Raw genomic sequence first — 26,228 nt, forward strand, 5'->3', positions numbered from 1 at the left:
GAGTCGCCCGGTCCGCGCTATGGCGACGTTGGTCGCCCAGTCCACTACTGCCTGTATTGCCTGATATCGCCCCGTCCTTGGGGTGTCCGCATGATGGAACGGAATATCCGCTTCCCGAGATTCGACCCATCATGTAACCTGCACGAAATTCTCGCGGAGGGCCAACGTCGTCCCTCGGCACACGCAAAATGCCATGACGACGACGGGAGAGCCGATGCGTTCCGCATCCCACCCCGCCCGCCAGGGGATGTACGACCCGCGCAATGAGCACGACGCCTGTGGCGTCGGCTTCGTGGCGACCCTCACCGGCGAGGCCAGCCATGAGCTCGTGGAGCAGGCTCTCACCGTGCTGAGGAACCTCGAGCACCGCGGCGCCACCGGTTCTGAGCCCGACTCGGGCGATGGCGCGGGCATCCTCATCCAGGTTCCGGACGCCTTCCTGCGGGCCAGTGTGACCGGCTTCGAGCTGCCGGAAGCCGGTGCCTACGCGGTGGGCATCGCATTCCTCCCGGAGGGCGAGACCGAGAGCGCGGCCGCCGCGGAGCACATCGAGCGGCTCGCCGCCGAGGAGGGCCTGACCGTCCTCGGCTGGCGCGAGGTGCCCGTCGCCCCCGAGCTGCTGGGCAACGGCGCCCGTTCCACCATGCCCTCCTTCCGTCAGCTCTTCGTCGCCGACGGCACCAGCACCGGCGTGGCCCTGGACCGCACCGCGTTCGTGCTGCGCAAGCGCGCCGAGCGCGAGGCGGGGGTCTACTTCCCCTCACTGTCCGCCCGCACCCTGGTCTACAAGGGCATGCTGACCACAGGCCAGCTCGAGCCGTTCTTCCCGGACCTCTCCGACCGCCGCTTCGCCACCGCCGTCGCGCTGGTCCACTCCCGGTTCTCCACCAACACCTTCCCGAGCTGGCCGCTGGCCCACCCGTACCGCTTCGTCGCCCACAACGGTGAGATCAACACCGTCCAGGGCAACCGCAACTGGATGCGGGCCCGGGAGTCCCAGCTGGTCAGCGACCTGTTCGGGGAGAAGGGGCTGGAGCGGATCTTCCCCCTCTGCACCCCGGACGCCTCCGACTCGGCGACCTTCGACGAGGTCCTGGAGCTGCTCCACCTCGGCGGCCGCTCGCTGCCGCACTCGGTGCTGATGATGGTCCCCGAGGCGTGGGAGAACCACCCCTCCATGGACCCGGCCCGGCGCGCCTTCTACCAGTACCACTCCACGATGATGGAGCCCTGGGACGGCCCGGCGTGTGTCACCTTCACCGACGGCGTCCAGGTCGGCGCCGTGCTGGACCGCAACGGTCTGCGGCCCGGGCGCTACTGGGTCACCGACGAGGGTCTGGTCGTGCTCTCCTCCGAGGTCGGCGTCCTGGACATCGACCCGGCCAAGGTGGTCCGCAAGGGCCGGCTGCAGCCGGGCCGGATGTTCCTGGTCGACACCGCCGAGCACCGCATCATCGAGGACGACGAGATCAAGGCCGAGCTGGCCGCCGAGCAGCCGTACGGCGAGTGGCTCGAGGCCGGTCTGATCGATCTGGCCGACCTTCCCGAGCGTGAGCACATCGTGCACACCCACGCCTCGGTCACCCGCCGCCAGCAGACCTTCGGCTACACCGAGGAGGAACTGCGCGTCCTGCTCGCGCCGATGGCCAAGGCCGGTGCCGAGCCGATCGGCTCGATGGGCACCGACTCGCCGATCGCCGCCCTCTCCGAGCGGCCGCGGCTGCTGTTCGACTACTTCACCCAGCTCTTCGCGCAGGTCACCAACCCGCCGCTGGACGCGATCCGCGAGGAGCTGGTCACCTCGCTGATCTCCTCGCTGGGCCCGCAGGGCAATCTGCTGGAGCCGACCTCGGCCGCCTGCCGCAGCGTCACCCTGCCCTTCCCGGTGATCGACAACGATGAGCTGGCCAAGCTCATCCACATCAACGCCGACGGGGACATGCCGGGCCTCAAGGCGGCGAATCTCTCGGGCCTGTACCGGGTCGGTGGCGGCGGTCAGGCGCTCGCCGCCCGGCTGGACGAGATCTGCGCCGAGGCCGACCGCGCCATCGAGGACGGCGCCCGGCTGATCGTGCTCTCCGACCGGCACTCGGACGCCGAGCACGCCCCGATCCCCTCCCTGCTGCTCACCTCCGCGGTCCACCACCACCTCATCGGCACCAAGCAGCGCACCCAGGTGGGGCTGCTGGTCGAGGCGGGCGACGTCCGCGAGGTGCACCATGTCGCGCTGCTGATCGGTTACGGCGCCGCGGCCGTCAACCCGTACCTGGCCATGGAGTCGGTCGAGGACCTGGTCCGGGCAGGGACGTTCCTGCCCGGCGTCGAGGCCGATACCGCGATCAAGAACCTCATCAAGGCGCTCGGCAAGGGCGTCCTGAAGGTCATGTCCAAGATGGGCATCTCGACCGTGGCCTCCTACCGGGGCGCGCAGGTCTTCGAGGCCGTCGGCCTGGACGAGTCCTTTGTGGACACCTACTTCCACGGCACCGCCACCAAGATCGGCGGCGCGGGCCTGGACGTCGTCGCCAAGGAGGTCGCCGCCCGCCACGCCAAGGCGTACCCCGCCTCCGGCGTCCCCTCCGCCCACCGCACGCTGGAGATCGGCGGCGAGTACCAGTGGCGCCGCGAGGGCGAGCCGCATCTCTTCGACCCCGAGACGATCTTCCGGCTGCAGCACTCCACCCGGTCGCGTCGCTATGACATCTTCAAGAAGTACACCGAGCGGGTGAACGAGCAGTCCGAGCGGCTGATGACGCTGCGCGGTCTGTTCTCCTTCAAGGGCGAGCGCCCCTCGATCCCGATCGACGAGGTCGAGTCCGTCAGCGAGATCGTCAAGCGGTTCTCCACCGGCGCCATGTCGTACGGCTCCATCTCCCAGGAGGCGCACGAGACCCTCGCCATCGCCATGAACCAGTTGGGGGCCAAGTCCAACACCGGTGAGGGCGGCGAGGACTCCGACCGGCTGCACGACCCCGCCCGGCGCTCGTCGATCAAGCAGGTGGCCTCCGGCCGCTTCGGTGTGACCAGCGAATACCTGGTCAACTCCGATGACATCCAGATCAAGATGGCGCAGGGCGCCAAGCCCGGCGAGGGCGGCCAGCTCCCCGGCCACAAGGTCTACCCCTGGGTTGCCAAGACCCGGCACTCCACCCCGGGCGTCGGCCTGATCTCCCCGCCGCCGCACCACGACATCTACTCGATCGAGGATCTCGCCCAGCTGATCCACGACCTGAAGAACGCCAACCCGCAGGCCCGGATCCACGTCAAGCTGGTCTCCGAGGTCGGCGTCGGCACGGTGGCCGCGGGCGTCTCCAAGGCCCACGCCGATGTGGTGCTGATCTCCGGCCACGACGGCGGCACCGGCGCCTCGCCGCTCACCTCGCTCAAGCACGCGGGCGGCCCCTGGGAGCTCGGCCTCGCCGAGACCCAGCAGACGCTGCTGCTCAACGGGTTGCGCGACCGCATCGTGGTGCAGACCGACGGCCAGCTGAAGACCGGCCGTGACGTGGTCATCGCCGCGCTGCTCGGTGCCGAGGAGTTCGGCTTCGCCACCGCGCCGCTGGTGGTCTCCGGCTGCGTCATGATGCGCGTCTGCCACCTGGACACCTGCCCGGTCGGCATCGCCACCCAGAACCCGGTGCTGCGCGAGCGCTACAGCGGCAAGGCCGAGTTCGTGGTGAACTTCTTCGAGTTCATCGCCGAGGAGGTCCGCGAGCTCCTCGCCGAGCTGGGCTTCCGCACCCTGGACGAGGCCATCGGCCACGCCGAGCTGCTGGACACCGCCCGCGCCGTACAGCACTGGAAGGCACAGGGCCTGGACCTCGCCCCGCTGCTGTACGTGCCCGAGCTGCCCGAGGGCGCCGTCCGCCACCAGGCGATCGCGCAGGACCACGGCCTGGCCAAGGCGCTCGACAACCAACTGATCAAGCTGGCCGCCGACGCGCTGAACGCCGAGAGCGCCGAGGCCGCCCAGCCGGTCCGCGCCCAGGTCGCGATCCGCAACATCAATCGGACCGTCGGCACCATGCTCGGCCATGAGGTGACCCGGACGTTCGGTGGCGCGGGCCTGCCCGACGACACCATCGACATCACCTTCACCGGCTCGGCCGGCCAGTCCTTCGGCGCGTTCGTGCCCAGGGGTGTCACGCTGCGGCTCGAAGGCGACGCCAACGACTACGTGGGCAAGGGCCTCTCCGGCGGCCGGATCGTCGTCCGCCCGGACCGGGGCGCGGACCACCTCGCCGAGTACTCCACCATCGCGGGCAACACCCTCGCGTACGGCGCGACCGGCGGTGAGATGTTCCTGCGCGGCCGGGTCGGCGAGCGGTTCTGCGTGCGCAACTCCGGCGCCACCGTCGTCTCCGAGGGCGTGGGCGACCACGGCTGTGAGTACATGACCGGCGGCCACGCGCTCGTCCTCGGGCCCACCGGCCGTAACTTCGCGGCCGGTATGTCCGGCGGCATCGCCTATGTGATCGACCTCGACCCGGACAACGTCAACGTCGATCTGCGGGGCGCCCTCGGCGCGCTGGACGACACCGACAAGCAGTGGCTGCACGACGCGGTGCGCCGCCACCACGAGGAGACCGGCTCCACCGTCGCGGGTGCGCTGCTCGACGACTGGGAGACCGCCCTCACCCGCTTCAGCAAGATCATCCCCGCTACGTACCAGGCCGTGCTCGCCGCCAAGGACGCCGCCGAGCGAGCCGGGCTCTCCGAGTCCGAGACCACCGAGAAGATGATGGAGGCGGCGATCAATGGCTGACCCCAAGGGCTTCCTGACCACTGGCCGCGAGGTCGCCGAGACCCGCCCGGTGGACGAGCGCGTCAAGGACTGGAACGAGGTCTACGTCCCCGGTTCGCTGCTGCCGATCATCAGCAAGCAGGCCGGACGGTGCATGGACTGCGGCATCCCGTTCTGTCACAACGGCTGTCCGCTGGGAAACCTCATCCCCGAGTGGAACGACTACGCCTACCGGCAGGACTGGCGCGAGGCCAGCGAGCGGCTGCACGCGACCAACAACTTCCCGGAGTTCACCGGGCGGCTGTGCCCGGCCCCGTGCGAGTCGGCTTGCGTGCTCGGCATCAACCAGCCCGCGGTGACCATCAAGAACGTCGAGGTCACCATCATCGACAAGGCGTGGGACGCGGGCGATGTCACCCCGCAGCCGCCCGAGCGGCTCAGCGGCAAGACCGTCGCCGTCATCGGCTCGGGCCCCGCGGGCCTGGCCGCCGCCCAGCAGCTCACCCGGGCCGGCCACACGGTCGCCGTCTATGAGCGGGCCGACCGCATCGGCGGGCTGCTGCGCTACGGCATCCCCGAGTTCAAGATGGAGAAGCGGCACATCAACCGCCGTATCGAGCAGATGCGCGCGGAGGGCACCAAGTTCCGCACCGAGACGGAGATCGGCCGCGACATCGACGCCGCCAAGCTGCGCAAGCGGTACGACGCCGTGGTCATCGCGGCCGGCGCCACCACCTCGCGCGACCTGCCGACCCCCGGCCGGGAGCTGAACGGCATCCACTTCGCGATGGAGTACCTGCCGCTCGCCAACAAGGTGCAGGAGGGCGACCTCACCACCGCCCCCATCACCGCCGAGGGCAAGCACGTCGTGGTCATCGGCGGCGGTGACACCGGCGCTGACTGCGTCGGCACCGCCCACCGGCAGGGCGCCGCCTCCGTCACCCAGCTGGAGATCATGCCCCGTCCCGGCGATGAGCGGAGCGCGGGCCAGCCCTGGCCGACCTTCCCCATGCTCTACAAGGTCACCTCCGCGCACGAGGAGGGCGGGGAGCGGATCTACTCCGTCTCCACCACCCACTTCGAGGGCGACGAGGACGGCAACGTCCAGTGGCTGCACCTGATCGAGGTGGAGTTCAAGGACGGCAAGCTGGAGCAGAAGCCGGGCACCGAGCGGAAGATCCCGGCCCAGCTGGTCACCCTCGCCATGGGCTTCACCGGCACTGACCAGAAGAACGGCCTGGTCGAGCAGTTCGGTCTGGAGCTGGACGAGCGCGGCAACATCGCGCGTGACGCCGACTTCGCCACCAATGTGCCGGGTGTCTTCGTGGCCGGTGACGCAGGCCGCGGCCAGTCGCTGATCGTCTGGGCCATCGCCGAGGGCCGCTCCGCGGCGCGCGGGGTGGACCGCTATCTGGCCGGGGCCAGCGAACTGCCCGCCCCGATCCTCCCCACCGACCGGGCCCTCATGGTCTGACCGGTCCGTCCCCTGCCGGTCTTCCCGGCTTTCGGTCTCCTGGGACTCCCGGGACGTCTGGGACTGGACTCCCGGATTCCTGGATCTCCGCCCGTACAACGGCGTACGGACCGGCCGCGCGGCGCCTTCCCCCTACCCGACCAGGGGGGAGGCGCCGCGTGGCGTTTGCGGTCGGCATGCGCTCAGTGGTCGACGTTCGCTCACCGGCCGACGTTCGCTCAGCGGTCGGCATTCGCTCAGCAGAGTTGACATTGTCTCGGGCGCGCTCCACCATCATTCCACTAACTGATTAGTGAAAGGGTGGTGGACGGATGGTCGAGTACCGCATCGACCGGCGCAGCGGCATCGCCACCTATCTGCAGATCGTCCAGCAGACCAAACAGGCGCTCCGCCTCGGACTGCTGCAGCCCGGGGACCGGCTGCCCACGGCCAAGGAGGTCGTCGCGGCCACCGCCATCAACCCCAACACCGTCCTGAAGGCATACCGCGAGCTGGATCGCGAAGGGCTGGTCGAGCCCCGGCCGGGCCTGGGCACCTTCGTCCGCCGGTCGCTGGCCCGGCCCGGCGCCGCCGCGGACTCGCCGCTGCGCGCGGAGCTCGCCGACTGGACCGACCGGGCCCGTGCCGCCGGGCTCGACCGTGAGGACGTGACGGCGCTGGTGGCCTCGGTCCTCGAAGAGCGTTTCGGCGAGACCGCCACCCTCAGCGAGAGTGGCCGTGAGGAAGACGGTGAGAACGGGTGATCGACGAGATCGACGCGGCCGGCGCACTGGAGGCGTCCGGGCTGGGCAAGAAGTACCGGCGTGGCTGGGCCCTGAGAGATGTCGCCTTCCACCTGCCCGCCGGGCGGATCTGCGCGCTGGTGGGCCCCAACGGCTCCGGCAAGAGCACCCTGCTGTCCCTCGCCGCCGGTCTGCTGACCCCGACCACCGGCACGCTGCGGGTTTTCGGCCAGGCGCCCTCCGCGCCCGCCGCCCGCGAGCGCGTCGCCTTCGTCGCCCAGGACAAGCCGCTCTACCCGCGCTTCTCCGTCGCCGACACCCTGCGCCTGGGCCGGGAGCTCAACCCCCGCTGGGACCAGAAGGCCGCCGAACGGGTGGTGGAGGAGGCCGAGGTGCCGCTGTCCGCCCGCGTCGGCTCGCTCTCCGGCGGCCAGCGCACCTGTGTGGCCCTCGCCCTCGCCCTCGGCAAACGCGCCGATCTGCTCCTGCTGGACGAGCCGATGTCCGATCAGGACCCGTTGCGCCGCCACCGGATGATGGGCGTGCTGATGGCCGAGGCCGCCGAGCACGGCACCGGCGTGGTCATCTCCACCCATGTGCTCGCCGAACTCGACGGAGTCTGCGACTACCTGCTGCTGATGGGCGGCGGCCGGATCCGCCTCGCGGGCGAGACGGACGAGATCCAGGCCGCTCACCGCCTCGTCACCGGCCCGAGCGCGACCGGCGGCGGAACACCGGCCGCGCTCGCCCGCCACACCGTGGTCGAGACCCGCACGACAGGCCGTCAGCTCACCGCGCTGATACGCCCGGAGGGCACCCCGAGCGGGGACGGCTGGATCGTCACCGAACCCTCCCTCGAAGAGGTCCTGCTCGGCTATCTGCGCACACCCGACGCCCCGCCGCTGCTCGCGGACGACACGCGGACGCCCGGTACGGAGGTGGGGGCATGAGCACGGTCGGCATACGGCTCCCGGCACCCGGCGCACGGCCCCGTACCCGAGGGCTGGTGTGGCTGGTGGCGCGGCAGCACCGCGCCGCCCTCTGGGCGGGCCTCGCCGTCGTCGTGGCGGTCGCCGCGTACATCGTGTGGCAGCGCACCGAGATGGTCGGCTACATACGGACCCACGGCATCGAGGGCTGCGCGGACTGGAAGATGTTCTGCCACGGCAGGCGGATATCCCTCCACAGGGATACCGACCCGACGGCCGGCGCGTTCCGCCACCTCAACGACGCCTACCGGGGCCCGCTGCTCAATACCGGACGGCTGCTCATCGCGCTGCCCGCGCTGATCGGCGTCTTCATCGGCGCGCCCCTGTTCGCCCGGGAACTGGAGGTGGGCACCCACCAGTTGGTGTGGACGCAGTCGGTCAGCCGGACCCGCTGGGTCATCGCCAAACTCGCCCTCCCCCTGGTCGCCGTCACGGCCGGCACCGCGGTCCTCGCGGCCCTCTACACCTGGTGGTGGCGGGCGGCCCGGACCCAGTTCCAGGACATCGCCTGGGGCACCGCCGTGCCGTTCGACGCGACCGGCCCGGCGGCAGTCGCCCTCGCCCCGCTGGCCTTCTTCGTGGGCGCGGCGGCGGGGCTGCTGCTGCGGCGTACCGTGCCCGCCATGGCGGGCACCCTGGGGGTCACCGCCGGTGTCCAGTACGGGCTCGGCGCTCTGCGTCCCCACCTGATGACCCCCCGGACGATCGTCTCCGACGCGAGCGGCGACTTCGCGCACACCCCCCTTGAGGTCTTCTTCACCTCCTGGCGCGGTAACGGCGACGGCTTTGTGGCCCGCTCCGGGGCGAAGATCCCCTCGGACCGCTGCTCGTCCGCCATCGGTCAGGACGGCTGGAACCGCTGCCTCGCCCGGTTCGGCGCCACCGAGAGGCAGTACGAGGAGCTGCACCCGGCGAGCCACTACTGGCCCATGCAGTGGATGCAGGCCGGGATCTGCCTGGCCGCGGCCGTCGCGCTCGCCGCGTTCTGCGTGTGGTGGATCCGGCGGCGACCCGCGGTGAAGGAGGCGGCGTGAAGACCGGAACCGTCCAACGCCCGGGCCCGCCGCACACCGGCTCCCCGCCGAGGCCGCGACACACCGGCTCCCCGCTGAGCCCGCGCGGTCCGCTCTGGCTGGCCTGGCGCCGCCAGCGGACCGTCCTGGTGACGGGCGGAGTGCTGATCCTCGCCTTCGCCGGATATCTCCTGTACCAGCGCACCGGCATGGCCGCCCTGATCCACGACCGGGGCGTCGCCGACTGCCGGGTGTGGCGCGACTGCAACGGGGCGCCCGTGGTGACCTCGGACCTGCTGTCCGAGGCGTTCGTCCGGCTGGAGACCTACCGCACGGCGCTGCTCGACACCGCACGGCTGCTGCTCGCGATCCCTGCGGTCATCGGGGCCTTCGTCGGCGCCCCGCTGATCGCGCGCGAATTCGAGAGCGGCACCGCCGCACTCGTCTGGTCCCAGTCGGTCGGCAGGGTGCGCTGGCTCATCGCCACGCTCGCCCTCCCCGTCGTCGGCACCCTGGCCGCCACCACACTGCTGGCCGCGCTGTTCACCTGGTGGTGGTGGCCGGTGCGCGGCACCTTCCCGGACGTCCACTGGGGCGACACCCTGCCCTTCGACGTGATGGGTCCGGCCTTCGTGTCGCTGTCCCTGCTGTCCCTCTTCCTCGGCACGGCCTTCGGCCTGCTGCTCCGGCGGACGCTGCCCGCCATGGCCTGCACCCTCGCCGCCACCGCCGGCGTCGTGTACGGCCTCCAGCAGCTGCGCCCGCATCTGATGCCCCGGCTCACCGTGACAGCGAGCGTCCGTACCCACGCGGAGTCGCCGTTCGGCGGGTGGTACGTCGGCTCGGGGTATCTCGACGGGACCGGTGCCAGGGTCGACGGATCGGTCTGCCAGGGGCTCGGCGGGTGGCCGGCCATTTTCCGCTGCCTCGACCGCCGCCATCTGGCCGACGAGTATGAGGACTACCACCCCATCGGCCACTTCTGGTCCATGCAGTGGATCCAGGCCGGGATCTGCCTGGCGGTGGCCGTCGCGCTCGCCGCGTTCTGCGTGTGGCGGATCGGGCGCAGACGGGCCTGACCAGCGCCCCCTTCCACGGCTCCGCACCTTTCCGCGGCATATCACCCTTCCGCGGCCCCTCGCCCTTCCGCTCCGATCGGAGTCCCCTTCCCCATGGCCATCTCGCCCGCCCTCGACACCGCCCGGGGCGTCCCACGCGTCCACCCGGCGCCCCCGGTGCGCAGCCGCCCCGGCCCGGCCGTCGTCGCGCTCGCCCCGGCCGGGCTGGCGCTGGCGCTCGGGCTGTGGGGGATCCGCCGGGAGAACAGCATGTGGCGGGATGAGTCGACGACGTACCAGGTCGCGCACCGTAGCCTCGGCGAGATCGGGCATCTCCTCGGCAACGCCGATGTGGCGCACGGCCTCTACTACCTGCTGATGCACGCCGTCTTCGCCCTCTGGGACGGCGGACTGCTCGCCCTGCGGCTCCCCTCGGTGCTGGCCATGGCCGCCACCGCGGCCGGGGTGGGGCTGCTCGGCCACCGGCTCGCCGGACCCCGCGCCGGACTCGTCGCCGGGCTGGTCTTCCCGCTGGCCCCGGCGGTGCAGCGGTATGCACCGGAGGGGCGGTCGTACGCCCTGGTCAGCGCCGCCGTCGTCGCGGCCACGCATCTGCTGCTGAGCGCCGTGGCCAGGCCCCGCAAGCGCACCTGGGCCGGATACGCGGCCGTCGCCTCGCTGGCCTGTCTGCTGCACGAGTTCGCCATCCTGGCCGTCGCCGCGCACGGCGTCACGCTGTACCGGGCCCGGGTGGGCGCGCGGTCCGGCTGGGCGTGGGGGCAGGCGGCCTCCGCGGTGGCCGTGGTGCTGGCACCGCTGGTGATCGTCAGTCAGCAGCAGGCGGCGCTGGTCGGTTGGATCTCCGCGCCGGGCCCGCCCGAGCTGCTCGGCTTCGGCGCGCTCGCCCTGACCGGCCTCGTCTGCGCCCGGGGACCGCTGCCCGCGCGGGGGTCCGTCCCGCTGCGCGACCTCGCCCTGGCGCTGCTGATCCTGCCACCGGCCGCGCTGATGGCGGTGTCGTATCTCCATCCGCTCTACGTCGACCGGTATGTGCTCTACGCCCATGTCGGTCTCGCGCTGCTGATCGGGGCCCGGCTGGACGCGCTGTCGCGTACCGTCGCCGCCCCTCGGGCGCTGGCCGGGGGACTGGCGGTGGTCGCCGTGGCGGCCCTGCTGCCGTACTCGCTCCAACTGAGGACCCCGGGGAGTCGGCTCGATAACACCCTCGCGGCCGCGCGCGCCGTACGGGAGCTGGGGCGGCCAGGTGACGGGGTGCTCTTCCTGCCCGCGCGGCGCCGGGAGCCGATCATGTCCAGCCCGGAGGACTTCCGGGGCCTGCGGGAGCTGGCGCTGGCCCGGCACGCGATCCCCTCGGGCACGCTGCACGGCATCGAACTGCCCGCACCGCGGATCCGGGCCCGGATGCTGATGGCTGGGCGGATCGTCACGGTGAACGACCCGCCCGGCCAGCCGCTGGACGACACCCCTCAGGAGCGGGTGAAACGGGAGGTGCTCGCGGAGCACTTCCACCGATGCGCCGTCAGGGACGTCACCGGGATGCGGATCGTGCTCTACGGGCGCGCGGGGCGCTGCTGAGCGCTCAGGATTACGGGGCGGGCTTACGCCTCGTTCTCGACCAGCCGGGCCGGGAAGCCGCCCGTGGCGACCGGGCCCCAGCGCTCGGGGGTGACCCGGATCAGCGACTTGCCCTGCTTGCGCATGGCCTCGCGGTACTCGTCCCAGTCCGGGTGCTCGCCCGCGATATTGCGGTAGTACTCGACCAGCGGCTCGACGGACTCCGGGGTGTCGACCACCTCGGCGGTGCCGTCGATCTGCACCCAGGGGCCGTTCCATTCGTCGGACAGCACGACGAGGCTCACGGCCGGTTCGCGCTTGACGTTGCGCACCTTGGCGCGCTCGGGGTAGGTGGACATGACGATACGGCCGGAGTCGTCGACTCCGCAGGTCAGCGGGGACGCCTGGGGCGAGCCGTCCGCCCGGCGGGTCATCAGCAGCGCACGGTGGCGCGGGCGTACGAACTCCAGCAGTTCGTCGAGGCCGACACGGGTGTTGGTGGCGATGGAGGGGCTCATGCAGGCGAGCGTACGACGTCGAGCGCACTCCAAGCCCGCACGGCCACGGACCGGACCGGCGCCGCGTCGGATGTGGCGTGAGGTGCCGCTTCACATGTCCCGTCACATGTCCCGTCAGGTGTCGTGTCAGGTGTCGCACTCCAGCACCGTGCGGCACAGCCCGCAACGGGCCCGCACCCGGCCGCGCACCGGGACCCGGATGCGCTGACGGCAGGTCGGGCAGGGGAAGGAGACGCTCAGCGGAGGGCCGCCGTCGAAGGCGTAGTCGCCTCCGGTGGGGGAGGGGTCGCCGGACTGGGCCGACCGGCGGTCCTTGGCGTAGCGGCGGCGGCCGGTCCAGCCGGCGGCGGCGAGGGGCGGCCGGGCCTGGTCGTGGCGCGCCAGCTCCAGCCCCTTGGCGTACGCCTGGTACGCCTGCGGAGAGGTGAACCAGGGGGAGGGGTCCTCATCGAAGAGCAGCGCCCGCTTGGCCAGTACGTAGCCGAACTCCTCCGGCGTCAGATAGCCCAGTTTCTGGCTGGAAAGCGAGTCCTGGCGGAAGGCGTCGAGCAGCAACCAGCCCGTGCCGAGATAGGCGGCGGTGGTGTCGGTGAGGATTTCGTTGTCGCGTGTGCCGGGGAACGACAGGTCGAGGCGGTGCAGGTACACATGCGTGACCTCATGGGCGAGGGCCGCGCCGATGTCCCGACGGTGCGTCTTGAAGCGGGAGTTGAGCTCGATGAAGTACTCCGGGCCCGCGGCGAGCTCCACGTTCCCCGCATGCCGCATCTCCCGGAAGCTCACGATCATCCGGGCGTCGGGCAGCCGCAGATGCTGCACCATCACCCCGGCCACCCGCTGAACGCCCAGGTAGAGGTCGTCCTGGTCGGAGAAGGCCACATCGCCGGGGACCACGCTGAGTCCGAAGGTGTCCACCGTGTCGCGGGACAGCCTGCGGTAGAGCGCGGTGATCGAGGCCCGGACGGTGTCCAGGTGAGGAAAGCCGTGCTCGATGTCGCTGCCCGGTGCCGCCACGCCGTCACCCCGTGCCCGTCGCCAGCCGTGCGCCCTGTCTCATCTCAACCTTACGGTCGTTCGGTGGGGCAGTGGGTAGGCCGCGCTGGCTGAAAACCGACCCTTGTCACCCCCTTCACCCGCTCCACATAATCACAGGGCGTTTTACCGGCTCATCCACGGGATTTCGGAGAGGTTTCCGGATTTTTTGCTTGGCATGAGCCTGACATGCGCACCGAACCCCCCACGAAAGGACAGTCCGTTGCGGAAGACCCTGAAGCACCTCAAGAGAGCCTCGGCCGCCGGCGCAGTCGCCCTCGCCGCCTTCAGCCTTACCCCCGGCAGCGCCAACGCCGCGCCCACCGGCCCCGAGCCGAGCCCCTCCGTCGTCGGCGGCACCCGCGCCGCCCAGGGCGAATTCCCCTTCATGGTCCGGCTGTCCATGGGCTGTGGCGGCGCCCTCTACACCCAGGACATCGTGCTCACCGCCGCCCACTGTGTGGACGGCAGCGGCGCCAACACCTCCATTACGGCCACCGCGGGCGTCGTCGACCTCCAGAGCTCGAGCGCCATCAAGGTCAAGTCCACCGAGGTGCTCCAGGCCCCCGGCTACAACGGCACCGGCAAGGACTGGGCGCTCATCAAGCTCGCCAAGCCGATCAACCAGCCCACCCTGAAGATCGCCGACACCACGGCGTACAACCAGGGCGACTTCACCGTCGCCGGCTGGGGCGCGGCCGTCGAGGGCGGCGGCCAGCAGCGCTACCTGCTCAAGGCCAGCGTGCCGTTCGTCGACGACGCCACCTGCAACTCCGCGTACGACGAGCTCGTGCCCGGCGAGGAGATCTGCGCCGGCCGGATGGCTCAGGGCGGCGTGGACACCTGCCAGGGCGACTCCGGCGGCCCGATGTTCCGCAAGGACGACGGCGGCCAGTGGATCCAGGTCGGCATCGTGAGCTGGGGCGAGGGCTGCGCGCGGCCCGGCAAGCCCGGCGTCTACACCGAGGTGAGCACCTTCGCCAAGGACATCAAGGCGGCCGCGAGCGAGCTCGGCGGCTGACGCCTCCTCAGCCTCGCCTCCGCCAAGAGCTGACCGGGGTCCGGCCATCGGGCCGGCCCCGGTCAGCTCTGCCGGTTCTGTCGGTTCTACCGGTGCCCTCAGCTCTGTCCGCTCTGTCCGTAGCAGATGCAGAACGGGTGCCCGGCCGGATCGTTGAAGACCCGGAACCCCGACCGCTCCCCGCCGCTGTCGTGCAAGAACGTCGCCCCCAGCTCGATCAGCTCCTGCTGCGCCCGCTCCGCGTCCTCGATCGTGTCCACGTCGAAGTCCAGATGGATCTGCTGCGGATACGCCGGGTCCGGCCAGCGCGGCGGCTGATGGTCCGGCGCCAGCTGGAAGGCCAGCCGTCGGCCGTCCTCGGCCGTCAGGTTCGCCCACTCGGGATCGCTGTCGTCCACCCGCCAGCCCAGGATCCGTCCGTAGAAGGCGGCCAGCGCGGCGGGGTCGGGACAGTCGATGACGGTGCACTGAAGCGTCGCGATCATGTTGCGGACCCTAGCCCGGAACGGCTCTGCCCGAAACGGCCGCGCCCGGCACCGCTCGGCCCGGGGACGGCCGCGCCCGGGGACGGCTGCGCCCGCCACGGCTCCGTCCGGTACGAGCCGCGGGAAAGTCGGTCCGGAAGTGGAACCTCCCCCCGCCCAGGCGACTCCTCCACGGTGGAGCACCGCCTCGGGAGCGGCCCTCCACCATGACCGCCCCGCCCCCTTCCGGCCCCCTTGAGGGCCGGTTCCGAAACCCCCCACAGGGGTCGGGGCGGTCCGGGGCCCGGGGCCGCGACCGGCCCTGGCACAGAATGCCGCGGGGGCTTGGGCCGCCTCCCGGCGGCGGCAGGCGGAGGCCGGAGCGCAGGCCGGAGCGCAGGCCGGAGCGCAGGCCGAAGCGCCCCGGAGAGGAACCGAGCCCCGAGAAAAAGTAGTCTCGGGAGGCATGACGCACAGCATGAGCGACCACACCGCCGGACAGCCGGCGACGCCGGGAGGCCCCGAGGGGATCGACCCGTCCGTCCTCGACGAGCTGAGCAGGTTGCGCGACAGCATCGACAACATCGACGCGGCCGTGGTCCATATGCTCGCCGAGCGCTTCAAATGCACCCAGCAGGTCGGCCACCTCAAGGCCGCCCACCGGCTCCCTCCGGCCGACCCGGCCCGTGAGGCGAGCCAGATCACCCGGCTGCGGCAGCTCGCCGAGAGCGCCAAGCTCGACCCCGGATTCGCCGAGAAGCTGCTCAACTTCATCATCGCCGAGGTCATCCGGCACCACGAGACCATCGCCCGCTCCTGACACCGGCCCGAGGGCGCACTCCGGTGGTGCGCCCGCACAGCCGTCCGCCCCGGTCGACCGCTTCCCACCCGTGTGCGGCCCGCCGCACGTAGGGCAGCATGTCCCCATGTCCGTACTGACGCGCGAGGAAGCGCAGATCCGAGCCCGCCTCATCGAGGTCCACCGCTACACGATCGACCTGGACCTCACCCGCGGGGAGGAGCTCTTCGGCTCCACCACGACCATCCGCTTCAGCGCGCGCCAGGCGGGCGCGGACACCTTCGCCGAGCTCGCGCCGGCCGCGGTCCACCGGGCCGTACTGGACGGCCGCGAGCTCGACCTCACCGGCGACACCGCCGAGGCGCTCGCGGACGGTCGGCTTCCGCTCACCGGCCTCACCGAGGGCGAGCACGAGCTGCGCGTCGAGACGGACATGCGCTACTCCCACACCGGCGAGGGCATGCACCGCTTCACCGACCCCGCCGACGGCGAGACGTACCTCTACACCATGTGCTGCATGGCGGACGCCAACGACGTCTTCGCCGCGTTCGACCAGCCCGACCTCAAGGCCGTCTTCGACGTCCGCGTCACCGCCCCGCCCCAGTGGACCGTGCTCGGCAACGGCATCGCCACCCGCGTCGGCGCCCCCGAGGAGGGCCGCTGGCAGCTCGCGCCCACCCCGCCCATCAGCACCTATCTGATGGCCCTGGCCGCCGGCCCGTACCACTCGGTGCGCACCGAGCACGCCGGACTCCCCTTCGGGCTGCATGTCCGCCGCTCCCTCGCGCCCTACCTCGAGGCCGACGCCGACGAGCTCTTCGACATCACCCGGCGCTGCTTCGACCGCTACCACGAGATCTTCGAGGAGCCGTACCCCTTCGACTCCTACGACCAGGCGTTCGTCCCCGAATTCAACTCCGGCGCCATGGAGAACCCGGGCCTGGTCACCTTCCGCGACGAATTCGTCTTCCGCTCCGCCGTCACCGACGCCGAGCGCCAGACCCGCGCCATGGTCATCGCACATGAGATGGCCCATATGTGGTTCGGCGACCTCGTCACCATGAAGTGGTGGGACGACATCTGGCTGAACGAGTCCTTCGCCGAGTACATGGGCTACCAGATCCTCACCGAGACCACCCGCTACACCGACACCTGGGCCGACTTCGGCGTCCGCCGCAAGAACTGGGGCTACGACGCCGACCAGCGCCCCTCCACCCACCCGGTCGCCCCCGCGCCCGAGCTGGTCCCCGACACCGCCGCCGCCAGGCTCAACTTCGACGGCATCTCCTACGCCAAGGGCGCCTCCGCGCTGCGCCAGCTCGTCACCTGGCTCGGCGAGAAGACGTTCCTCGACGGCATCAACGACCACTTCACCCGGCACCGCTTCGGCAACGCCACCCTCGCCGACTTCATCGACTCCCTCGCCCGCTCCTCCGGCCGCGACGTCCACGCCTGGGCCGACCGCTGGCTGCGCACCACCGGTGTCGACACCCTCGCCCCCGTCGTCACCGCCAACGGCGACCGGTGGAGCGCCGAGATCCGCCACCAGGGCGGCGGCCCGGACGGCGACACTCCCACCCGCCGCCCGCACCGCATCGCCATCGGCCTCTACGACCACGCGCCCGCCGCCCCGCACCAACTGGTCCTGCGCGAACGCGTCGAGGCCGAACTCGACGGCGCCGAGCCCGCCCTCAGCCTCTCCTTCACCGGGCCCCGCCCCGATCTGCTGCTCCTCAACGACGGCGACCTCACCTACACCAAGATCCGGCTCGACCCCGGCTCCTGGAAGGCCGTCCACCGCGCCCTGTCCGGCCTCCCCGACGCCGTCAGCCGCGCCGTGGTCTGGAACGCCGCCCGCGACATGGTCCGCGACGGCGACCTCCCGCCCGCCGACTTCCTCGAGGCCGCCCGCGCCCATCTGCCGCACGAGACCGACATAGCGATCGTCCAGGGCGTCCTCGCCTTCGCCCGCACCCAGATCGCCGACCGCTACCTCCCCGCCGACCGCCGCCCCGCCGCCCTGGCCACCATCCGCGCCACCTGCCGCGATCTGCTGCGCCGCACCGAGGACGGCACCGGAGCGGGGCTGCGGCTCGCCGCCGTGCGCACCTTCATCGGCAGCGCCACCGACCCCGCCGAGCTCACCGACTGGCTCGACGGCGACACCGTCCCCGGCGGCCCCGCCCTCGACCCCGAACTGCGCTGGCAGACCCTCGGCCGGCTCGCCGTCCTCGGCGCCGTCGGCCCCGCCCACATCGACGCCGAACTCGCCCGCGACTCCAGCGCCACCGGCCAGGAGGGCGCCGCCCGCTGCCGGGCCGCCCTGCCCGGCGCCACCGCCAAGGAGGCCGCGTGGCAGACCCTCTTCGACCCTGAAAGGGACGGCCAGGGGCCCGAGCTCTCCAACTACCTGGTCACCGCGACCCTCGCCGGCTTCTGGCAGCCCGAGCACCACGACGTCCTCGCCGACTACGTGCCGCGCTACTTCCCGGCCGCCGTCACGCTGGGCACCCGCCGCGGCCCCGCCATCGCCGACACCGTCGCCCGCTTCGGCTTCCCGAGCACCGTGGACGCCGAAACCCTGCGACGGGGCGAGGAATGCCTCGCGAACCCCGACGCCCTGCCCGCCCTGAGCCGCCGCCTCGCCGACCAGATCGACGACCTGCGCCGCGCCCTGCGCGTACGAGAAAAGCAGAGCGAGTAACCACCACCGCCCCCCGCCCGGAGGGACACCGCCGTACCGGCCCCAGTTCGCCCTCGCCGCCTGAACAGGAGCCGGACGGCGCGCTGTTCGACCAGAGCGACGTCCTGGGGGCTGAACGAGACGGGGCCTATGGGGTGTGTGGGGTTCGCAGGGTGCGCGCCCGCTCCCTGGGCCTGGCGCCGCCTGGATCGGGCAGGCATCAGCGTCCGTTCGGGCAGGGGGCAGACTGACGGGCATGGATCGAGAAACTCTTGAGCGGACGTTGACAGTCGACGGGGAGAAGTTCGATGTCGCCGAGCGTCCCGACGAACCCGGAACCTACGACTTCACCTGGCTGACCGGGCCGAACCCCGGATACGGCTTCACCACCCGGGTCCATGGAGCCGACTCCCTCAGCACACAGCAACTGGAGGAGTCCGCACGGGAGTTCCTCGGCCAGGTGGACCCCGGCACCGGCTACATCGAGTAGCCGGGCGGGCGGATCAATCCGTGTGACCGGGCCGTACCACGTATGGGTGCACTTCCCGCGGACCCCGGACCGGACCGCTGGTGCGCGAAGTAGTTTGGGCAACCCTGACCGCCGCCCGACCGCCTCCACCTGCCCGACTCCCAGACACCCCCTAGGGGCACACCCATGCCCGTGCCCGCATCCGGAACCGCCCGCCTCCTCGCCGGGGGCCATGGCGGGCCGGGCGCGCTCCGCCCGATGGTCGACACCGTCCTCGACGCCCTCGCCCACGGGGCCGCCGACCGCGGCGGGCCACTCCCGGCCGGGGGTCCGGCCGCGGTGGACCGGCGGATACGCGGTGCGGCCCGGCCGCTCATCCCCGACGAGGGGGAGGGGCCCCACCACGCGCTGCGCACCCTCGTCCGCGCCCTCACCCATGGCGCGGCCGACCCCGCGGACCCGCGCTGCACCGCCCATCTGCACTGCCCGCCGCTCGCCGTGGCCACCGCCGCCGACCTCGCGGTGTCCGCGCTCAACCCCTCCCTCGACTCCTGGGACCAGGCCCCCGCCGCCTGCGCACTGGAGGCGCTGACCTGCCGCGCCCTGGCCGAACTCGTCCACCCCCACGGACCCGCCCCCGACGCGCTCGTCACCACCGGCGGCACCGAGTCCAACCAGCTCGCGCTGCTCCTCGCCCGCGAGGCCGCGGGCGGCGTCGGCAGACCCCTGCGGATCATCTGCGGCGGCAACGCCCACCACAGCATCCACCGCGCCGCCTGGTTCCTCGGGCTGCCCGCGCCCCACACCCTCCCCACCCCCACCGGCGTCCTCGACCCGGCCGCGCTCCACACCGCCCTCGACCGGCTGCCCGACGCCGACGCCCCCACCCTCGTCGTCGCCACCGCCGGCACCACCGACACCGGAGCCATCGACCCGCTCCCCGACATCGCCGACGTCTGCGACCACCACACCGCCACCCTCCACATCGACGCCGCCTACGGCGCACCCCTCCTCTTCAGCGACACCCTCCACAAACAGCTCCACGGGCTCGACCGCGCCCCTACCGTCGCCCTCGACCTGCACAAACTCGGCTGGCAGCCGGTCGCCGCAGGCCTCCTCGCCGTCCCCGACAGCGCCGCCCTCGCCCCGCTGGCCCACCGCGCCGAGTACCTCAACGCCGACGACGACACCGAAGCGGGGATGCCCGACCTGCTCGGCCGCTCCTTCCGCACCACCCGCCGCCCCGACATCTTCAAGATCGCCGTCACCCTGCGGGCGCTCGGCCGACGCGGCCTCGGCGACCTCGTCGACCACGTCTGCACGGCCGCCCAACACCTCGCCGACCTCATCGAGGCCCGCCCCGGGCTCGAGCTCTACGCCCGCCCCACCATCAGCACCGTCCTCTTCCGCCCCACCGGGGCACCGCCCGCCGCCGTCGCCGCGCTGCGCCGCCGCCTCCTCCACCACGGGACGGCCGTCCTCGGCCGCGCCGCCACCCCCGAGGGGCTGTGGCTCAAGGCCACCGTTCTCAACCCGCACACCCAGCCCGACGATCTGCGCGGGCTGCTCGAACTCGTGGAAGGCCACACCACCCCATGAGCACCGGACAACCCCCCACCCCCGCCTGCGATCCCGCCACCGCCGCCGGGGCCGCCCCCGGCGTCGACCGGCCCCTGGACCTGGCCGGTATCGGCATCGGCCCGTTCAACCTCTCCCTCGCCGCCCTCGCCCACGGCGTCCCCGCCCTGCGCACCGCCTTCTACGAACAGCGGCCCGCCTTCCACTGGCACCCCGGCCTGCTCATCGACGGCGCCACCATCCAAGTCCCCTTCCTCGCGGACCTGGTCACCCTCGCCGACCCCGGCAGCCCCTGGACCTTCCTCCAGTACCTCAAGGCCCATGAGCGGCTCTTCCCCTTCTACGTCGCCGAGCGCTTCCACATCGAGCGCGCCGAATACGACGCCTACTGCCGCTGGGTCAGCCAACAGCTCCCCGGACTCCACTTCGACCACCGCGTCGACGCCGTCCGCTGGCACCACGAATACGAGCTGTTCGAAATCGACTTCACCCGCCTCGGCGGCCCGGCCGACGACGCCCACGCGCCCCACCCCACCGGGGCCGACGAGGACGGCAGGGGCCTCGGCCGCGCCTACGCCCGCAACATCGTCCTCGGCGTCGGCACCGAACCGTACGTCCCCGAACCCCTGCGCCCCCTCGCCGACGCCCCCAACGTCCCCGTCCTCCACTCCTGCGACTACCTCGAACACCGCGAACGGCTCCTGTCCACCGGCCACATCACCGTCGTCGGCTCCGGCCAGTCCGGTGCCGAGGTCTTCCTCGACCTGCTGCGCCACCGGCCGCTGGGCGCCGAAGGACTCCACTGGCTCGCCCGTACCCCGTCCTTCGCGCCCATGGAGTACAGCAAACTCGGCCTGGAGCAGTTCAGCCCCGACTACACGCGCTACTTCCACGCCCTCCCCGAAGCCGTACGCGACCAGCTCCTCCCCGGCCAGTGGCAGCTCTACAAGGGCATCGCCCACGAGACCATCACCGCCATCCACCACGAGCTCTACCGCCGGGCCCAGCACGGCGGCGGCTGGCCCGGCGTCGCCCTCACCCCCGGCGTCACCGTCCGCACCGCGGGCCGTATCGCCGCCGCCCGCCTCGAACTCCACCTGGAACACACCGAACAGGGCACCCGCACCCGCCACACCACCGAGGCCGTCGTCCTCGCCACCGGCTACCGCGAGCGCCGTGTCGACACCCTGCTCGCCGCCCTCGACCCCTACATCCGGCGCGACGCCTCCGAGCGCCCCCGCATCGACGCCGACCACCGACTCGTCCTCGACCCCATGATCAAGGGCTCGGTGTACGTCCAGAACGCCGAGCGCCACACCCATGGCGTCGGCACCCCCGACCTCGGCCTCGCCGCCTGGCGCTCCGCCGTCATCCTCAACTCGCTGGCCGCCACACCCGTCTACCCGCTCCCGCCGCGTACCGCGTTCACCACCTTCGGCCTCCAGCCGTCAGGGCGGTGCGGCACCGTCATCGGCGGCCCGCACCTCCCCGACCAGCGCACACCCCTCGCCCCGACGCGGACCTGACCGCGCCGGGGGCGAGGGGTGTGTCAAGCACGAAGGCAGCGGGCGAGCGAGCGGATGCGGACTCCCTCCGGCAGGGTTCTGACCTGCTGAACGATTCCGCGGGCCTGATCGTCCTCGTAGATGGTGCGTACGAGTGCGTAGTACTTGGCTTCGACCGGGTCCCACGGCAGGTCGCCGCCGGGTTCGCCGGACGGCTGGTCAACGCGTATTTCGTGGGTCCGGCCGTCGTCCAGGCAGCAGGTGAGGACGGCTCCCGCGTCGGGAACCCGGCTGTCGGCGGTGACGTGGAGACGCTTGGTGAGGGCCAGGATGTCGGCGTCGCCCAGGCGCTGGTAGCTCGACCAGTCGACGGCGCCGTCGAGCAGCGCGACACTCGTCTGGAAGTAGACGCTGAACTGGCCGTCGACGGTGTTGGCCGGATTGGTCTTGCGTGACTCGTTTGTACCGACGATCGTGTAGGCCCGTGGTGAGACGCGCACGCTGACCGCTGCGGACGGCGGGATGGTTCCGCCCAGGCACTGGCGCAGCCGCAGGGCCGCGTCGATCGCCCCGTGGGCGAGGCGGCAGGCGGGGTAGGGCTTGATTCCGGTGTCGGACAGTAGCCAGTGTTCGCCGAGGCCGTCGTTGATCAGCTGGGGGCGCGGGGTATCGCTGTAGGAGTTGAGCAGTCCATGGCGTCCTTCCAGGGCCTGCTCTGCTCCGTGGAATCCGGATGCGGTGAAGGCGAGGGACAGTACGGCGTTGTGTGCGGCAAGCCCCGGGTGGAGCCGCTTGTTCCAACTTCCGCTCTCCAGGTACTGCATGGACCCGGCCGCCATGGAACCAGCGAGTCCGAAGGCGGCGGTGAGCTGTTCGGCGGTGTTGTTCATCAGCCGCGCGCCGGCCGCCACGGCGCCGAACAGGCCCGCGATGGCGGTGGGGTGGAACCCGCGGTCGTAGGTGCTCTGCCCGAGCGCGGCACCAACGCGGCAGCAGGTCTCGTAGCCTGCGGCGAGCGCGGCGAGGAACTCAACTCCGGTGGCGTCTTCCCGCTCGGCGATGGCCAGGGCGGCCGGAATCACCGGGGCCCCGGGATGCAGCGCGCCAGTGATGTTGGTGTCGTCGAAGTCGAGACTGTGCGCGAAAGCTCCATTGAGCAGTGCGGCGTACTGCCACGGGTAGCCGTGACTGCGGCCGATGCAGGTGCCCGGGCCGTCAAGGGGCGCGAGGCTGCTCACACCGTTGATGATGGACGGGCTGGAATCGGCCTGGGCGCTGCCGCCGGCGGTCACGCCGATGAAGTCGAGCAGGCACTGCGACAGCCGTGTCACCACTGAGGCTGGAAGGTCCTCGAAGCGCAGTCGCGAGACGAACTGGGCAAGTTCGGCCGTGGGCCCTGCGGCCGAGACGGACCGGGCGTCGGCGGACGTGGTCATGCTGTCAGCGCCTCCGTTCATGCTCGGGGTATGTGGAGGGTGCCCAGTCCCGGACGGGACGAGGCTCGGGGACGAGCGGTGCTGCCGGTGCGTCGGTGTTGTCAAGATCCGGTTCACCCTCCGGCGTGACTCATCAGCGGAGTGCCGGGCGTACCGCGGGGGACAGGAGGTCCATCAGTTCGGTGATGTCCTCGAGGTGGTCGAGGCCAAGGACGGCGTGCTCGATGGCGGCCTGCCGGTCCGGGGTGATGACCGCGTGCGTCAGTTCGCGGTATTTGGTGATGATTTCGCTGTTGGTGAGCGGCCGGTCGCCGGTGCCCCGGGGGTGGGTGACGACGGTTTCGTGGACGCTGCCGTCCTTGAGGGTGAGGGTGAGCCGGGTGGTCAGCTTCTCGTCGCGTGCGAGTCGGTCGTAGGCTGCTTCGTGGCGGGTCTCGGTCCGGTCGATCAGGTACCAGACGTCGTCGCGGTTGATCCGTTCATCGGTGAACTGGTCCACGAGGACGGCTCCGTCGATCAGCGCGGCGGCCACCGCGTAGGCGAGGTTCATCTGGGCCCCGATCGGTTCCAGGGGGCGCACGGCTTGCCATCCGCCGTGGTGATAGGCGGCTTCGGAGACGTCGATACGGATGTGCTCGATGTCCTCGATGGGCAGTGGGAGTTCCGTGCGCAGCTTCAGAGCGGCGTCGATGGCGGCGTGTAGGCCGCCCATGGCGGCGTACGCCTTGACGGCGATGCGTTCGGTCTCCCAGAGACTGCCCAGTGTGTCGGTGAGCTGTTGGGCATCGGGGCTGTGTCCTTCGCCGAAGGTGGACAGGAAGCCGCCGTATTCGCGCTCGAAGACGCGCTTGATGCCGACGTATCCGGACGCGGCGAGCGCGGCGGCGGTGAGGCCGTTGCGAGAGGCGAAGCCGTGCTGCATCCGCTTGACATTCGACTCGAACTGGGCGGCCATCAGCCCGCCGGACTGTGTGCCGGCGATTCCGAGGGCGTCCTCGAATCCTGCCGCGTCAAGGCCGTAGAGAGCGCCGGTCGCCGCGGCTGCGGCGTGGGTGCCGAACACCGGGCCCGAGTGCCAGCCGCGGGAGAGCATCTCGAGGCCGTGGAGGGCCAGTCCGACCCGCGGCCCGGTCTCGTAACCGAGAATCGTGCCGAGCAGAAAGCGGGAGCCCGACACCGTTCCTACGTGGGGTGCGGCGGCGAGCAGGGCGGGCAGGACGAGGGAGTTGCTGTGCAGCGGAGCGAGGGGGTGGTAGTCGTCGAGCTCGAATCCCTGGATGAAGCTGGAGTTGAGCATCGCCGCCGACGGAGCGCTGGTGGTGCGACCGTCCCAGCCGATGATCATGGCACTTCCGGCGTCGTCCAGGGCTGTGACGCCTTCGACGCCGGTGCGTGATACGGGGAGTTGGGCGCCGACCAGTGCGCAGGCGACGCCGTCGAGCAGCAGGTGCTTGGCGCGCTCGCGTACGGAGGCCGGGATGTCGTCGAGGGTTGTGGTGGCCAGCCAGGTTGCCAGTCTGCCGGTCGGCCCGGTGGGGTCGCTTGCCGGGGCGCCGGTGTTCCGGGGGCGGTGCGATGTGCTCATGCCGTTCGGTCTCTCTTTTTGCGGGGTTCGGTGTCGGAAGGCTTCGTGGCGATCTGCCGGCCGAGCTCACTGAAGGGTGTGCGGCTTGGCGGCGCTGGTGCCCGTGTAGTGCTCGGACCATTCCAGCCAGTCGTCGAGCCCGACGATTTTGAACAGGTCGGCGGGCCCGAATGCGTCCTGCTCGGGAGGGCGGCCCTGCTCGCCGAGGGTCGCCAGTGCGGTGTCCACCGCGGTGACCGCCGCGCCCGCGGTGATGGCAGGGTAGAGGGCCAGCCGGAAACCGAGCTGTGCCAGCTCCGCGGTGGACAGCACCGGCGTCTTGGAGTTGGCCAGCACGTTGGCGACCAGCGGGGCGTCGACCTGCGCGGCGATGGTCTCCATCTCCGCGGCGCTCTGAGGTGCCTCGAGGAAGATCATGTCGGCGCCGGCGTCGGCGAAGCGATTGGCTCGGTCGATGGCCTCCCGCAACCCCAGCGGCGCGCGGGCGTCAGTTCGGGCGATGACCACCAGGTCTGCGTCGGCGCGAGCGGCCACCGCTGCTCGCACCTTGGAGACGGCGTCCTCCGTGGGGATGACGGCTTTGCCGGCCAGGTGGCCGCAGCGCTTGGGGAAGACCTGGTCCTCGAGGTGCACCGCGGCCGCTCCGACACGGATGTAGGACTCGATCGTGTGGCGGACGTTGAGCTCGTTGCCGTAACCGGTGTCGATGTCGACCACCAGCGGGAGCGAGGTCGCCGAGCGCAGCCGGGAGGTGTGCGCGATCATCTCCGAGGCCGTCATCAGGCCGAGGTCGGGGCGCCCGAGGACGGCTGAAGAGGCCGCCCCGCCGCTGACGTAAGCCGCGGGGAAGCGATGACGCTCGACCAGGGCGGCCGTCAGACCGTCGTAGATGCCGGGAGCGACGATCAGGTCGTCGCCGGTGATCAGCCGGCGCAGTCGCGCCGCAGGGGAAGTGCTCATGGTCCCGCTCCTCAGTTCAGGACGGCGGGCAGCCCCGCGGGCCGCCCGGACTCGTAAGCGGTGATGGCGGCGGCATGCTGCAGTGTCAGGTCGACGTCGTCGAGTCCTTCGAGGAACCGTCGGCGAGTGAAGTCGTCGATCTCCAGTGGCAGATCCAACTCCGCGCAGCGCACCCGGCGCTCGATGATGTCCACGGTGACCGGCTGGGTGTGGTCGGCTTCGACGCACCGCTGCAGCGCGAGGACGGCGTCCTCGTCGAGTTGCGCGGGAAGGAGACCCGATTTGGTGGCGTTGCCGCGGAAGATGTCGCCGAAGCGGGCGGACACCACGACGCGGAAGCCGAAGTCCTGGAGGGCCCACACGGCGTGTTCCCGGGAGGAGCCGGTGCCGAAGTCGGGCCCGGCCAGCAGCACGGAGGCGTGCGCGTACTCGGGTCGGTTGAGCACGAAGTCGGGGTCCTGACGCCAGGTATGGAACAGATGGTCGGCGAATCCGGAGCGGGAGACCGTCAGGCAGTACCGGGCCGGGATGATCTGATCGGTGTCGACGTTGTTGCGGCGCAAGGGGGCGGCGGGTCCGGTGTGCACGCTCAGTGACTGCATG

General features: G+C 71.4%; 20 protein-coding genes. 13 read left to right on the plus strand and 7 right to left on the minus strand.

Annotated features, from left to right (window positions below; genetic code table 11):
* Positions 1-214: 214 nt before the first annotated feature.
* The 7 genes from gltB to J5X86_RS24865 all read left to right on the plus strand — a co-directional run bounded on the left by gltB (position 215) and on the right by J5X86_RS24865 (position 11,596).
* Positions 215-4,765, plus strand: a complete 4,551-nt coding sequence (gene gltB / locus J5X86_RS24835; protein WP_208518961.1) for a glutamate synthase large subunit — start codon at positions 215-217, stop codon at positions 4,763-4,765.
* Complete coding sequence (locus tag J5X86_RS24840) at positions 4,758-6,218, plus strand: glutamate synthase subunit beta (RefSeq protein ID WP_208518962.1); 1,461 nt, start codon at positions 4,758-4,760, stop codon at positions 6,216-6,218. The genes gltB and J5X86_RS24840 overlap by 8 nt, the downstream gene beginning before the upstream one ends.
* A gap of 311 nt (positions 6,219-6,529) precedes the next feature.
* Entirely contained in the window at positions 6,530-6,961 is a 432-nt protein-coding gene (locus tag J5X86_RS24845; RefSeq protein WP_208518963.1) for a GntR family transcriptional regulator, read from the plus strand.
* Positions 6,958-7,890, plus strand: coding sequence for an ABC transporter ATP-binding protein (locus tag J5X86_RS24850; RefSeq protein WP_208518964.1), 933 nt, complete (start codon positions 6,958-6,960; stop codon positions 7,888-7,890). The genes J5X86_RS24845 and J5X86_RS24850 overlap by 4 nt, the downstream gene beginning before the upstream one ends.
* Positions 7,887-8,963 carry a translation initiation factor IF-2 gene (locus J5X86_RS24855; RefSeq protein WP_208518965.1) on the plus strand — a complete coding sequence of 359 codons (1,077 nt, stop codon included), beginning with the start codon at positions 7,887-7,889 and terminating at the stop codon, positions 8,961-8,963. Before J5X86_RS24850 ends, J5X86_RS24855 begins: the two co-directional genes overlap by 4 nt.
* The gene (locus J5X86_RS24860; protein WP_208518966.1) at positions 8,960-10,021 is read left to right on the plus strand and encodes a transporter; all 1,062 of its coding nucleotides are present in this window, start codon (positions 8,960-8,962) and stop codon (positions 10,019-10,021) included. Before J5X86_RS24855 ends, J5X86_RS24860 begins: the two co-directional genes overlap by 4 nt.
* 93 nt (positions 10,022-10,114) lie before the next feature.
* Positions 10,115-11,596: a glycosyltransferase family 39 protein gene (locus J5X86_RS24865; RefSeq protein WP_208518967.1), complete on the plus strand. Its 1,482-nt coding sequence runs from the start codon at positions 10,115-10,117 to the stop codon at positions 11,594-11,596.
* Positions 11,597-11,619: 23 nt separating this feature from the next.
* Here the strand turns inward: J5X86_RS24865 and J5X86_RS24870 are convergent, their stop codons facing one another.
* Both J5X86_RS24870 and J5X86_RS24875 read right to left on the minus strand, forming a co-directional pair.
* Complete coding sequence (locus J5X86_RS24870; protein WP_078640871.1) at positions 11,620-12,093, minus strand: PPOX class F420-dependent oxidoreductase; 474 nt, start codon at positions 12,091-12,093, stop codon at positions 11,620-11,622.
* Positions 12,094-12,219: 126 nt separating this feature from the next.
* Positions 12,220-13,107, minus strand: coding sequence for a hypothetical protein (locus tag J5X86_RS24875; protein WP_208518968.1), 888 nt, complete (start codon positions 13,105-13,107; stop codon positions 12,220-12,222).
* 241 nt (positions 13,108-13,348) lie between these two features.
* Between J5X86_RS24875 and J5X86_RS24880 the strand changes: the two genes are divergently transcribed.
* Entirely contained in the window at positions 13,349-14,146 is a 798-nt protein-coding gene (locus tag J5X86_RS24880; RefSeq protein WP_208518969.1) for a trypsin-like serine protease, read from the plus strand.
* 98 nt (positions 14,147-14,244) lie between these two features.
* On the opposite strand, the gene J5X86_RS24885 is transcribed toward J5X86_RS24880, so the two are convergent.
* Positions 14,245-14,631 carry a VOC family protein gene (locus tag J5X86_RS24885; RefSeq protein ID WP_014059937.1) on the minus strand — a complete coding sequence of 129 codons (387 nt, stop codon included), beginning with the start codon at positions 14,629-14,631 and terminating at the stop codon, positions 14,245-14,247.
* Positions 14,632-15,088: 457 nt separating this feature from the next.
* Between J5X86_RS24885 and J5X86_RS24890 the strand changes: the two genes are divergently transcribed.
* The 5 genes from J5X86_RS24890 to J5X86_RS24910 all read left to right on the plus strand — a co-directional run bounded on the left by J5X86_RS24890 (position 15,089) and on the right by J5X86_RS24910 (position 21,665).
* Entirely contained in the window at positions 15,089-15,430 is a 342-nt protein-coding gene (locus J5X86_RS24890) for a chorismate mutase (RefSeq protein WP_208519104.1), read from the plus strand.
* A 106-nt stretch (positions 15,431-15,536) separates the two neighbouring features.
* Entirely contained in the window at positions 15,537-18,113 is a 2,577-nt protein-coding gene (gene pepN / locus J5X86_RS24895) for an aminopeptidase N (RefSeq protein WP_208518970.1), read from the plus strand.
* A 235-nt stretch (positions 18,114-18,348) separates the two neighbouring features.
* Entirely contained in the window at positions 18,349-18,582 is a 234-nt protein-coding gene (locus J5X86_RS24900) for a hypothetical protein (RefSeq protein WP_119987014.1), read from the plus strand.
* 165 nt (positions 18,583-18,747) lie between these two features.
* Positions 18,748-20,160, plus strand: coding sequence for an aminotransferase class V-fold PLP-dependent enzyme (locus J5X86_RS24905; protein ID WP_208518971.1), 1,413 nt, complete (start codon positions 18,748-18,750; stop codon positions 20,158-20,160).
* Complete coding sequence (locus J5X86_RS24910; RefSeq protein WP_208518972.1) at positions 20,157-21,665, plus strand: lysine N(6)-hydroxylase/L-ornithine N(5)-oxygenase family protein; 1,509 nt, start codon at positions 20,157-20,159, stop codon at positions 21,663-21,665. The genes J5X86_RS24905 and J5X86_RS24910 overlap by 4 nt, the downstream gene beginning before the upstream one ends.
* A gap of 23 nt (positions 21,666-21,688) precedes the next feature.
* Here J5X86_RS24910 and J5X86_RS24915 read toward each other — a convergent pair whose 3' ends face one another.
* The 4 genes from J5X86_RS24915 to leuD form a co-directional block, all read right to left on the minus strand.
* Positions 21,689-23,080, minus strand: coding sequence for an MmgE/PrpD family protein (locus tag J5X86_RS24915; protein WP_208518973.1), 1,392 nt, complete (start codon positions 23,078-23,080; stop codon positions 21,689-21,691).
* Between the two features lie 133 nt (positions 23,081-23,213).
* Complete coding sequence (locus J5X86_RS24920; protein ID WP_208518974.1) at positions 23,214-24,665, minus strand: MmgE/PrpD family protein; 1,452 nt, start codon at positions 24,663-24,665, stop codon at positions 23,214-23,216.
* Between the two features lie 66 nt (positions 24,666-24,731).
* Positions 24,732-25,625: an oxaloacetate decarboxylase gene (locus J5X86_RS24925; protein WP_208518975.1), complete on the minus strand. Its 894-nt coding sequence runs from the start codon at positions 25,623-25,625 to the stop codon at positions 24,732-24,734.
* A gap of 11 nt (positions 25,626-25,636) precedes the next feature.
* Positions 25,637-26,227, minus strand: coding sequence for a 3-isopropylmalate dehydratase small subunit (leuD, locus tag J5X86_RS24930; RefSeq protein ID WP_208518976.1), 591 nt, complete (start codon positions 26,225-26,227; stop codon positions 25,637-25,639).
* Position 26,228: the final 1 nt, after the last annotated feature.

Origin of the sequence: Streptomyces sp. NEAU-YJ-81, assembly GCF_017592595.1 — a bacterium.
GTDB lineage: Bacteria > Actinomycetota > Actinomycetes > Streptomycetales > Streptomycetaceae > Streptomyces > Streptomyces hygroscopicus_B.

What these genes read in the sequence shown, in the direction of transcription:
- gltB (WP_208518961.1), top strand. Translation starts at nt 215, where the DNA reads ATGCGTTCCGCATCCCACCCCGCCCGCCAGGGGATGTACGACCCGCGC.
- J5X86_RS24840 (WP_208518962.1), top strand. Translation starts at nt 4,758, where the DNA reads ATGGCTGACCCCAAGGGCTTCCTGACCACTGGCCGCGAGGTCGCCGAG.
- J5X86_RS24845 (WP_208518963.1), top strand. Translation starts at nt 6,530, where the DNA reads ATGGTCGAGTACCGCATCGACCGGCGCAGCGGCATCGCCACCTATCTG.
- J5X86_RS24855 (WP_208518965.1), top strand. Translation starts at nt 7,887, where the DNA reads ATGAGCACGGTCGGCATACGGCTCCCGGCACCCGGCGCACGGCCCCGT.
- J5X86_RS24865 (WP_208518967.1), top strand. Translation starts at nt 10,115, where the DNA reads ATGGCCATCTCGCCCGCCCTCGACACCGCCCGGGGCGTCCCACGCGTC.
- J5X86_RS24870 (WP_078640871.1), bottom strand. Translation starts at nt 12,093, where the DNA reads ATGAGCCCCTCCATCGCCACCAACACCCGTGTCGGCCTCGACGAACTG.
- J5X86_RS24885 (WP_014059937.1), bottom strand. Translation starts at nt 14,631, where the DNA reads ATGATCGCGACGCTTCAGTGCACCGTCATCGACTGTCCCGACCCCGCC.
- J5X86_RS24890 (WP_208519104.1), top strand. Translation starts at nt 15,089, where the DNA reads ATGAGCGACCACACCGCCGGACAGCCGGCGACGCCGGGAGGCCCCGAG.
- pepN (WP_208518970.1), top strand. Translation starts at nt 15,537, where the DNA reads ATGTCCGTACTGACGCGCGAGGAAGCGCAGATCCGAGCCCGCCTCATC.
- J5X86_RS24900 (WP_119987014.1), top strand. Translation starts at nt 18,349, where the DNA reads ATGGATCGAGAAACTCTTGAGCGGACGTTGACAGTCGACGGGGAGAAG.
- J5X86_RS24905 (WP_208518971.1), top strand. Translation starts at nt 18,748, where the DNA reads ATGCCCGTGCCCGCATCCGGAACCGCCCGCCTCCTCGCCGGGGGCCAT.
- J5X86_RS24910 (WP_208518972.1), top strand. Translation starts at nt 20,157, where the DNA reads ATGAGCACCGGACAACCCCCCACCCCCGCCTGCGATCCCGCCACCGCC.
- J5X86_RS24915 (WP_208518973.1), bottom strand. Translation starts at nt 23,080, where the DNA reads ATGACCACGTCCGCCGACGCCCGGTCCGTCTCGGCCGCAGGGCCCACG.
- J5X86_RS24920 (WP_208518974.1), bottom strand. Translation starts at nt 24,665, where the DNA reads ATGAGCACATCGCACCGCCCCCGGAACACCGGCGCCCCGGCAAGCGAC.
- J5X86_RS24925 (WP_208518975.1), bottom strand. Translation starts at nt 25,625, where the DNA reads ATGAGCACTTCCCCTGCGGCGCGACTGCGCCGGCTGATCACCGGCGAC.
- leuD (WP_208518976.1), bottom strand. Translation starts at nt 26,227, where the DNA reads ATGCAGTCACTGAGCGTGCACACCGGACCCGCCGCCCCCTTGCGCCGC.